The organism is Hymenobacter sp. AT01-02 (assembly GCF_000961955.2).
Lineage (GTDB): Bacteria > Bacteroidota > Bacteroidia > Cytophagales > Hymenobacteraceae > Hymenobacter > Hymenobacter mucosus.
This window is the reverse complement of sequence record NZ_JZIR02000076.1, coordinates 67466-77688: the sequence shown is the minus strand read 5'-3', so window position 1 is coordinate 77688 and position 10223 is coordinate 67466. Positions and strand designations below refer to the sequence as shown.

Below are 10223 nucleotides of genomic sequence, written 5' to 3'. Positions count from 1 at the left end.
GCCATACTGTCCTGCTGGAGCTGCTCGGTGACGTGCTGCTCTTCTGCCGGATCCTCCACGAACAGCCCTGGCCAGCCTACCCATACGTTATCACCCGATTGGTAAATTGACCCCAGCCCGGTGGCTAAGCCTCCTTCGCTTGGTTGAAACGTGAGACCTTTGGCAGTGCGCTGCACCTTCGTGGGCAGACGGTTGGAGATGATGATGGTTCTGGGCATAACACAAATGGGATGAGAACATCATCCGACACGGCCGTTATCGAAGTTTTGATTGGAATCTGGCAACTGCTTCTCAGTCCCCGCTAGCCTGGCATGTACCCCGGCTTGCTAGAGGTAATCTGCCCACGGCTGCTTTCGCCTGGCGGCGAAGAGCCTGTTTAACTCAGGCAGTACTACCTAGGCGTAGCCCTCCATTGTGCACAAGCACGAATACTGAAAAGCTTCCCTTTTGTACGGCAGGCCAAGTGCAGCGGAGGGCGCTATAAATACGTATTTTACGCTTCGGCAAGTGCGTATTCAACCCTGCTTTGCGCAAGTAGCCTGGCCGTTGCAAATACCTCGTAGCGTGCTACTAAGGATGCTGGTGCCAACGGGCCTGGCCGCCTGATGGAGTGAGCTCCCATGCTTTTTCATTGCCTTCCTGAAGTCATCGTAAGCGGAAGTAGGCGCGTAGCATTTGGCCACTAAATCCAAGCTGAAGCAGCCCACCTGTCAGTGCATCCCCGTAGGTTCGGGCGCATATTAGGGTGGGCAGGAACTAGCGGCAGCGTACCAGATTCCAGGCATTCCAGCATCTGAGAAGGTACAAACGTAGTGGGTAGTCTAGCCTCCTTACCAAGCTGCAACAGCAGCAACGACACGACCCAGGGCGCTATACGGCCACTGCCATCTTTCAAGGACAACTGATAGTACATGAGCTCCCACGTAGAGCAACGCAACCAGTACGAAGTGGTGAAGCGAAAGGGAAAAAACGCCACTTCAGCAGGGAAAAGCGAATTTTATAAGGTAGACGGAAAGGTGGTATCCTATTTAAAACGTGCAGCAACTTCAGCAGGGCCAGAGAAGAAATACAGAATTCACAGCCGTTGAAATATGGATTTGAGCCTTGGGGCGGCATAGAAGAGAGTAAAAGCAAGGCTAGCAGCCGTACTTGTTGGCGCAGTATTTACGGATTAGCCGCACCCAAAATCAGTGTTTTCTGGGGCGAAGGCCGCTCGCCAGATCAATAGCTTTGCCCGCTATTGATGCTACTAGTACTGTAATTGGGATGAGGAAGCTAGCCATTTATGTGAGTGGGAAGCAGGATTGCGCAGGGGTAAGCTTGCGCGGTGGCTGCGCCGATTCTGCGGAAGCGGTATATCTACAGCAAGCGTTGGAACAGATAATCCAGCAGTTTCGGCAGCGAGACCTACCGTGCCTGTGGCTAGACTGTCGCCACCTGGAAACCCTGAGTTGGCAAGGCCAGCGGGCCCTCCTGCATGTCGACAATCTTGCCCGTACAGCGGGTATTTGCCTGTTTTGGTGCGGTTTGAATGCCTTGGTAGGTGAGCAGTTGCGCACTAGCGGGCTCTACTCCTTGCTGTATGTACGCACAGCCAAGGAATATGCCGGGCCATTGCTACTATTAGAGGAGAACTTACCGGCAACGGTGCAGCTAGTCCGACGAGGCGAAAACCGCTAGCCTGACGAATGTTGCCGAAGCCTATCCCGCTTTCGACCAGAGCCCGATGGCTGAGCAGTGCGCATACGAATAGTTTTTGGGTAGGCAGGATGTAGGCGAAGAAGTGCCACGCCATGGGTGGGCGCCCTAGGCAAGAGCAGAACTACACTACTTCAAAGTGTTTCTGGCAGCCTTCTGCTTCCGAATTTCTACGGGCTTATGCGGGGCGAAACCCGTAATTTTATAGTCCTACCAACGGATAGTGCCATCAGTGGATGGCTGCCCAGCGCGCACTTCTGCTGCTCAGATCGGTAAGCACGAAAAAACTCGCCTTACCTTTCTGCCGCAACTCAGCCTCTACGCTCCCGCTCTGCCTGCTTTACCCCACCAGCGCATGAAATACCGTTCCTTTCCGCTGGGTGTGTTAGCGGCCGCTACCTTACTAAGCGCCTGTCACACCCCGAAACCTGCTGCCACTATGGTGTCGTCTACTGCTGCTTCTGCCACCGAAGCGCCGCTCATCTGGAAATCTGGGGAGTACGCCCTCTACGCCGACCGGGTAGAGCAGGGGCCGTACGTAGCGCGTGCCGTTTCGCGCACCGAACTAACCTCCAATTACCAAAGCCCCGCCAACGAGTTTCAGAGCCCGCAGATCGACTTCAAGTTCAGCCTCAATGGCAAGGATAATGAACTGGCCCCCGGGCAAAACCATAGGCTGGTGGCCTTGCCAAAACCAGGCAACACCGAGGTAGAAACGCCCCTGCTCACCTTCGGGCAACACTACGTGGATCAAACGCCGGTGCCCTCCAACACCTACTTAGCTCCAAATACGAAACTGAAAATTCGGCTGGACTTGCGGCCGGTGCTGGCAGCCTTCAAGAAGCAAGGCTACTATACTACCTATCGGGGCGAGAAGCTGTATCAGCAGGATTTCAAGCACGTATTTGTGGCTGGTAACACTGCGCCCCTAAGCTGGGACTTCGATAACTTGGTCAACAAGCCCGAACTGGAGTTGAAAGACCCCGATGGCGACGGTATTTACGAGGTGACGCTGGTGCTGAATGCGCCTACGGCCGCTAAAACCACCGCTGGGCAGTGGCAGCAAACCATTAACACGGCCGACTTTCCTCAGTTGAAATCTCCCTACCCGCTGTTAGACGCGCTCTACAACCTGTCCTTGGAAGAGGCGCGGCGCGCCGTGGAACCCGACAGCACCTTCCGCACGGGTAAGGAATGGGCTGGGGTTTGGACGCGTGACATCAGCTACAGCATTATTCTGGCCCAGGCCACGCTGCAACCCCAAGTGGCTATGAACAGCCTCTTGCGCAAGGTGTCGCCCGAGGGGCGCATTATTCAGGATACGGGCACCGGCGGCGCCTACCCGTGCTCTACGGACCGCATTATTTGGGCTACGGCAGCCTGGGAAATCTACAAAGTGACTGGCGACCCCGCTTGGTTGCGGCAGGTGTACCCTATCATCAAAAAGTCGATTGAGGACGACCAGCAGAACGCCTACGATGCCCAAACTGGCCTCGTGCGGGGCGAATCGTCGTTTCTGGACTGGCGCGAGCAAACCTACCCGCGCTGGATGCAGCCCGTGGATATTTACCAGAGCGAAAACCTGGGCACCAACGCCGTACATTTTCAAGCCAACCAAGTACTGGTCCAGATGGCCGAGCAGCTCGGCGAGGCAGCTGTAGCTACTAAGCACCGTGCCCTGGCAGCGCGTATCAAGCAGGGCATCAATCAGCACCTGTGGCTAGACAAGCAGGGCTACTACGGGCAGTTTCTTTATGGGCGCACCAGCTTGGTTGTGTCGCCGCGGGCGGAGGCGCTGGGCGAGGCCCTGAGCGTACTATTTGGCGTGGCCGAAGGCAGTAGGCTCAGCAGATAATAGCCCAAACGCCCACCACGCCTTACGGCATTGCCTGCATCTACCCGCAGATTCCGGGTATCCCGCCTTACCACAATAATGCCGTGTGGCCCTTTGTACAGAGCTTCTGGACCTTAGCTGCTGCCAAGGCTGGCAACGAGCAGGCCGTGCTAGAAAGCCTGGCGGCCATTTACCGACCGGCTGCCTTGTTTCTAACCAATAAGGAGAACTACGTAGCGCAGAACGGGGACTTTGCCGGCACCCAAATCAACTCCAGCAACATGCTCTGGAGCCTATCGGGCAGCTTAGGTATGGTGTACAAGGTGCTATTCGGCATGGATTTCCAGCCCGACCGCCTTGTGTTTCGCCCCTTCGTGCCCCAAGCCCTGCAGGGTAGTCGCCAACTAACCGGTTTTAAGTATCGGGGAGCGGTGCTCGATATTGACGTGCAGGGCTTCGGCAACGAAATCAGCACAATTACTCTTGATGGTCAGCCCCTGCCTGATGCCGCCGTACTCGCTACACTAACGGGCCAGCACCAGGTACGGATTGTACTGCGTAGCCAAGCCCCGGCAGCTGCGGCCGTGAACCGGGTAGCTAACCTGTTTTCTCCCGAAACGCCCAGCGTAACCTACGCTAACGGGCGGCTAACGTGGACGCCGCAAGCTGATGCTAAGGCCTACCAAGTATTGCGCAACGGTCAGTTCGCCGCTCGCACCACCGAAACCAGCTTCGTAGTGCCCGCCGGTTCCTACGCCGAGTACCAGGTAGTGGCCCTAAATGGGCATGGGCTGGAATCGTTTGCCAGCGAGCCGCTGCCCGTGCGGGGCAATAGCTTCAGTCGAGAAACGCAGCTCGAAACTATTACCCCCAAGGCTGCTCTTCCCTATAAGGGATTCAGCGGCGCGGGCTTCGTGGAAATCAGCACTACCACTAACCAGACCCTGACCATACCCGTAGTGGTGCCCGCTGACGGCCTCTATGCTATTGATTTCCGTTATGCCAACGGCAATGGGCCTATCAACACCAATAATCAGTGCGCCATCCGCACCCTGCGCCTTGGTGGTCAGCAGCTTGGCACCGTAGTGCTGCCTCAGCGGGGAGTAGACGAATGGTCGAATTGGGGCTTCTCAAACCCAGTGACAGTTCGGTTGAAGAAGGGTAGTCAGGTCCTCACCCTCGCCTACGAACCCGCCAATACCAATATGAACGGGGCGGTAAACCAAGCCATGCTCGACTACCTACGTTTAACCCGAATCCAGTAAGCCAAGAGTCAACTATTTCTTACACCCCGGAGCGGCCTTGCTACTAAGTGAGGCCGTTCTGGTGTATGCAATCTTTAGTTCTATGGCTGTTTATTTTCTTCTCAGGAAGAAAGCACAATGTATTCTACAGACGGGCTACACGCATTCTGGCCGGAACACTGCTAGAGTGTTCCGGCCAGAATGCGTGTAGAACCGCGCTTTATGCTGCCCTTATAGTTTGTCCTGCTCGGGCTTCTGCACGCTGTCGTCTTTGTGCATATCGCCATTGATGTAGTCTTCGTCACCTTTGGCCGCGCTGTGTAGGTGCATGGCGTTGGGGTCGAGGCCGCGGGTCTGAGCACCAGGGCCGCGCTGTTCTGCTACGGTCTGCTGGCTGTCGTTGCCGGGGTAGATGGCCTCTTGGCCGTTGGGCTGGGTGGCGTCGGTGTTTTCGGGGGTGTTTTGCGAAGTATCTGCCATGGGAAGGGTGGTTGCTGGTGAAGGAATGGAATGGGCAGAGAGGCCCACTGTAGAGCAGGAGCCTAAGCGGGCCCTACCTTCAGCTATACGAGCAGTTGCCGTCCTGGTTCATGTACTAAGAGCAAACAAAAATGCCTTAGCGGTTATGCTAAGGCATTGCTATGCGTAGGCTAGGCAGGAAACGATTAGTTATACGGCAGTATTTATCGGCACCAAGAAATCGGCGCGATATTGTGCTACCAGGGTAGTGCTGGATAACACTACTGTAGCATATCCTTTAGGCATCTCCGTGTACAGTAAGCTCACCTGCGGATTAACCCACTGCTGACTAGAGCTGGTGAGGGCACGGCTAGGACCGTAGGCGCGGGCCATCAGGGAGTACAAGCCTTGGCAGTTAGCCTGACCCAGCACCCGCAACTCAATACAGCAGAGTTGGTCTTTGTAGAACCCGTAGCTAATTCCCGTAACCCGGTAGCCACCAATGGTAAGTGACTCGCCCGACTGCGTGTAGTAACTGATATGCGAAGGCAACGCGCGCCGCTCGGGCACCAAGTGGCGAAAACGCTTCAATGGGGAGCCCAACCATGCCGTCCGTAATTCGGTAGGCAACTCACTGTTGCGGCTTGCGGAAGCGGCCGACCGGGCTGGAGGGCCCGTTACTACACCACTGCTAGCATAGGTCGGCACCCAGCTAAGTGCACACAAGATGAAGAGCGGAATACAATGCTTCATGGCAAGGGCCCACCAATGCGGCCAGTGAAGGTTGGGAGCGGGAAGATACACAAAATCAGTGGCCCGCATTACCAATTCGTTACTTATTGCCAGGCGTACTTTGCTTTGATGAACTCCACCATAGCGGGGTCAGCGGCTTGCGCCTGCGTTACTTGGTGCTTCCAGATGCCTTCCACTAGCAACAGCAGCATGGCAGCCTCCTGCTCAGGCTTGGGGTAGCCAAGCTGGCGGAATGCTTTCTCCAAGAGGGGCGTGATGGGCTGTAAAAACCGGTCGTGCTGCTGCTGCGACAGGGTTACATCAACCAAGCGCGACTGCATCTTCCAAAATTCAGGCTCTTCGCGCACTAGCTCGAACGGTAGTTCAATGATCTTGTGCACGAACAGCAAGGGGTCATTTTCCTGAAGGCGGCCCCGGTTTTGTTCAATTATGCGCTTATACCCGCTTTTAATGAGGTATTCCAGCAATTGCACTTTGCTGGTAAAGTGCTTGAATATCAGAGCTTCGGACACTTGGGCGTCCTTCGCAATAAGCTGAGTAGAAGTGCTATCGAATCCCTTGTCAGCGAATAGCTTCAAGGCGGTCCGGGCAATAATCTGTTTGCGGCTGTCCATGGGCTTGTGAATTGGCAGGCATCGGGCCTTGACGCATAATCGTCATGGCTAAGCCAACAACAGACAGCAATAATACTAGAAAAAACCCCGCCAACGTAGCGTAGCGGGGCTTTTTCTTTTTTTATTAGGCTTGCAGCGTTTTTAGCGGGTTTTGAATTGTTGAATAGCTTGCCGGGTAAAATCAGAAAGCACCAGCCGACCACTAATTGCGGCTCGTTCTGGTAGGAGAGTACCCCAGTGTTCAGTACCCGCCCACAGAACTTGTTTGAGGTCGGTGAGGGCTGCTGGGTTGTAGCTTGCTAGCTTAGTAGCTAAAGCTAGTACAGCGGCATCTAACTTCTCAATAGAGTCCAATACCTCGGCATACAATCCTTTTTGCTCCGCCCACGCAGCCGAGCGAAATTCGGCGGCGTCCAAGGCTAGCTGGGCATAAGCGGCTACTCCAATCTTACGCTCTACCGCTGGCCCTACTACAAAAGGACCAATGCCTACTACAAGCTCGCTAAGCTTTACAACGGCTTGGGGGGTAGCAAAACAGTAATCGGTGGCTGCCGCTACGCCCACGCCGCCGCCAATGGCTTTGCCCTGCACCCGGCCAATAATGATTTTGGGAGAGGTGCGGCAGGCATTAATCACCTTGGCGAAACCTGAGAAAAACGCTAGGCCCTGGGCTTCATTTTCAATGGCAAGCAGCTCATCAAAGCTGGCACCGGCGCAGAAGGTTTTTTCGCCTTCGCTTTGCAGCACAATGACTTTGGTATCGGCCGCCTGCCCCACGCTGGTGATGGTATCTGCTAGCTCAGTAAGCAGGGCGCTGGGCAACGAGTTGTGGCTAGGATGAAAGAAACGTATGGTCGCAATGCCTTCCGGAGTGGTAGAAGTGGCAACACGGCCAGCCGTGAGGATAGTAGCAGTCATGGGAGGTAGTAAGTAAAGCGCACCCGGCCGGAGTGATGGCGGGGCGCTGTCTGGGCGAGTGGTTGTAGTAGTGGTGCTGAACGGACGCGGTATAGTGGCTTCGTTTCGCGCCCGCTCAGCGCGGCAGACGCTGGCTTTTAGGCCTGGTCTTTTTTCTTCACCATAGTAAGAATAGTAGCCACGGCTACGGTTTCGCCGGTTTCATCCGATACGTCTACCAGCCAGCGCACAATGCCTTTGGCTACGTCCTCCGCATCGCGCTTTTCTTGGCCAATCTTCTCCTTCACGGTCAGCTTCACGCCGATGGTCATGCCAGGGTACACGGGCTTAGTAAAGCGGCACTCGTCGAGGCCGTAGTTAAGTAGCACTGGGCCTTTGCGCGGGTCCACGAACATACCGGCAGCCTTGCTCAGGATGTAGTAGCCGTGGGCCACGCGCCCGGTGAATAAGGTTTCCTCCAGGGAGGTAGCATCCACGTGGGCGTAGAAGTTGTCGCCCGATACCTGGGCGAAATTCGTGATGTCGGCCTCCGTCACGGTGTGGCGGTGGGTGGTGTAGGTCTGCCCGATTTCTAACTCCTCGAAGTAGTGCTGGAAGGGATGCTTGTCGCGCTCCGTTTGTTTGGCTTTGGGCTGGTACACCTCCGTTATGGCCGTAATCATGGAAGGGGAGCCTTGAATAGCGACGCGCTGCATGAAGTGCTCTACGCCACGCATACCACCCATTTCCTGCCCGCCTCCGGCGCGGCCGGGGCCTCCATGAATGAGCAGGGGTAGGGGGGAGCCGTGGCCTGTGCTTTCCTTTGCTACTTCCTCGTTGATAACCAGGATGCGGCCGTGGTGAGTAGCCGCGCCCAGCACAAACTCCTGGGCGGTACGTGGGTCGTTGGTAGCTACGGAGCACACCAAGGAGCCTTTACCCATGTTCGAGAGCGTAATAGCCTCGTCTAAGTTCTTATAAGGCATAAGAGTAGCAACGGGGCCAAAGGCTTCTACTTCGTGGCTGTCGGTGAACTTGAAAGGGTCTGGGTTCAGTAGCACAATAGGCGACATAAACGCACCGGTTTTGCAGTCGCCACCAATCACCTGCACGTTGTCCAGGTCGCCGTATACAATGGGCGTATTTTTGGCTAGCTCGCGCACTTGCTCCCGCACACGGTTAGCCTGGGTCATGTTCACGAGGGCGCCCATGCGCACGCCCTCCGCCTGCGGATGGCCTACGGTAGTTTGGCCCAGCGCCTTGCCTAGGGCAATCTGCACGTCTTCCAGCAGGTTGTCCGGTACAATGGCACGGCGGATAGCAGTACACTTCTGCCCAGCCTTGGCCGTCATCTCCTTGCGGATTTCCTTGATAAACAAGTCGAACTCCACGGTGCCTGGCACCGCATCCGGCCCTAACACCGCCGCATTCAGCGAGTCGGCTTCCATGGTGAAAGGCACGGCTTCCGAGATAATCCGGGGGTGTGCTTTCAGCTTGCGGCCGGTTTCTGCTGAGCCCGTAAAGGTCACTACATCTTGGTAGGTCACGTGGTCGAGGATGCCCTGGCCGGTGCCGCACACGAGTTGCAGGGCACCTTCCGGCAGAATCTTGGAGGCAATAATTTCGCGCACCACGGCTTCCGTGAGGTAGGCAGTGGGCACGGCCGGCTTAATGATGGCGGGCATCCCGGCGAGCAGGTTCACGGCAATCTTCTCCAACATGCCCCAAATAGGGAAGTTGTAGGCGTTGATGTGCACAGCCACGCCCTCCTTGGGCACCATGATGTGGTGGCCCATGAAGTTGCCAGCCTTGGAAAGCGCAATGGGGTCTGACTCCACGTAGAACGGCTTGTCGGGGAACTTACGCCGCAGAGAAGCATTGGCAAACAAGTTGCCGATGCCGCCCTCAATATCAATCCAGGAATCGGCGCGGGTAGCGCCGCTACGGTAGCTGAGCGTATAGAAGTCTTCCTTTTTGCTGTCCAGGTGCAGCGCCAAGGCCTTAATCATGCGGCCGCGCTCATGGAAGGTCATCTTGCGTAGAGCCTGGTTGCCGGTACGCCGGGCGTAGTCGAACATGGCCGCGTAGTCGAGGCCTTCGCCGTTGGCAATGGCAATGACTTCGCCGGTGGAAGCATCGTAAAGTTCCTGCTGGTCGCCAGAGCCCGCCATCCAGCGGCCGAGGGCGTAGTTTTCGAGGGTGGGAGTCATATAGGAGGGGTAGGAGGTTTGAGAATGAAGGGGGTAATGCACCGTTCCGGAGATAGGCGGAGGACCAGTTGCTACCCGTTCGTTGGGGTTAAGCTTAGTACCAGTACTTCCTCAGCAACAATGGATGCATCTAATCCGGCGGAGGAAACAAATCGGCATTCGACGTTACTCCCGGCTTCTTCGAATATGAGTTCAAAAATGACGTTTTGGTGACTGAAATAATCGAACGTTAATTCTTGTATGCCAGTAAATTGAATTTCTATAGCACAATGTTTTGTGAGTATGTAGTGGCCTCTTTCATCAACTTCTCTGGTCATTTCGAAAGCAGCAATTACGAACGTTACTGAGGCTCGATAACCTGGATGAGCTTGGAAGGTGACCTTAGTAATTTCAGCATCATGAAAGTCTGGCCAGTAGCCAAAGTACTCACGCACAATCTCAGCATTGACTATTTGGCTGACAGCTGGACTTTCTGTTTTGCTCATAATACTAATAGTGCTTTAAGCCAGACGAA

9 protein-coding genes and 1 pseudogene are annotated in these 10223 nt (G+C 55.5%); 3 read left to right on the top strand and 7 right to left on the bottom strand.

All coding sequences use genetic code 11. The annotated features are described in order from the left end of the window. Positions 1 to 218, bottom strand: a pseudogene (locus VI25_RS19040) (bifunctional alpha,alpha-trehalose-phosphate synthase (UDP-forming)/trehalose-phosphatase); the annotation flags it as partial. A 1012-nt stretch (positions 219 to 1230) separates the two neighbouring features. On the opposite strand from VI25_RS19040, the gene VI25_RS19030 reads away from it, so the two are divergent. From VI25_RS19030 to VI25_RS27205, 3 genes are all read left to right on the top strand, one after another. Continuing rightward, positions 1231 to 1680, top strand: coding sequence for a hypothetical protein (locus tag VI25_RS19030; protein WP_045689176.1), 450 nt, complete (start codon positions 1231 to 1233; stop codon positions 1678 to 1680). A gap of 373 nt (positions 1681 to 2053) precedes the next feature. Then, a complete protein-coding gene (locus VI25_RS27210) occupies positions 2054 to 3553 on the top strand; it encodes an MGH1-like glycoside hydrolase domain-containing protein (RefSeq protein WP_236705136.1) in 1500 nt (499 codons plus the stop codon). Between the two features lie 83 nt (positions 3554 to 3636). Beyond that, positions 3637 to 4797, top strand: a complete 1161-nt coding sequence (locus tag VI25_RS27205) for a hypothetical protein (protein WP_236705135.1) — start codon at positions 3637 to 3639, stop codon at positions 4795 to 4797. A gap of 210 nt (positions 4798 to 5007) precedes the next feature. Here the strand turns inward: VI25_RS27205 and VI25_RS19020 are convergent, their stop codons facing one another. From VI25_RS19020 to VI25_RS18995, 6 genes are all read right to left on the bottom strand, one after another. Beyond that, positions 5008 to 5256, bottom strand: coding sequence for a hypothetical protein (locus VI25_RS19020; RefSeq protein WP_045689175.1), 249 nt, complete (start codon positions 5254 to 5256; stop codon positions 5008 to 5010). Between the two features lie 189 nt (positions 5257 to 5445). After that, entirely contained in the window at positions 5446 to 5988 is a 543-nt protein-coding gene (locus VI25_RS19015; RefSeq protein ID WP_045689174.1) for a hypothetical protein, read from the bottom strand. 83 nt (positions 5989 to 6071) lie between these two features. Then, positions 6072 to 6602, bottom strand: coding sequence for a TetR/AcrR family transcriptional regulator (locus VI25_RS19010; RefSeq protein WP_045689173.1), 531 nt, complete (start codon positions 6600 to 6602; stop codon positions 6072 to 6074). Positions 6603 to 6743: 141 nt separating this feature from the next. Further along, positions 6744 to 7520, bottom strand: a complete 777-nt coding sequence (locus VI25_RS19005) for an enoyl-CoA hydratase/isomerase family protein (RefSeq protein ID WP_045689172.1) — start codon at positions 7518 to 7520, stop codon at positions 6744 to 6746. A gap of 137 nt (positions 7521 to 7657) precedes the next feature. Next, the gene (gene paaZ, locus VI25_RS19000) at positions 7658 to 9709 is read right to left on the bottom strand and encodes a phenylacetic acid degradation bifunctional protein PaaZ (RefSeq protein WP_045689171.1); all 2052 of its coding nucleotides are present in this window, start codon (positions 9707 to 9709) and stop codon (positions 7658 to 7660) included. A gap of 71 nt (positions 9710 to 9780) precedes the next feature. Continuing rightward, the gene (locus VI25_RS18995; RefSeq protein ID WP_045689170.1) at positions 9781 to 10194 is read right to left on the bottom strand and encodes an Imm50 family immunity protein; all 414 of its coding nucleotides are present in this window, start codon (positions 10192 to 10194) and stop codon (positions 9781 to 9783) included. Positions 10195 to 10223: the final 29 nt, after the last annotated feature.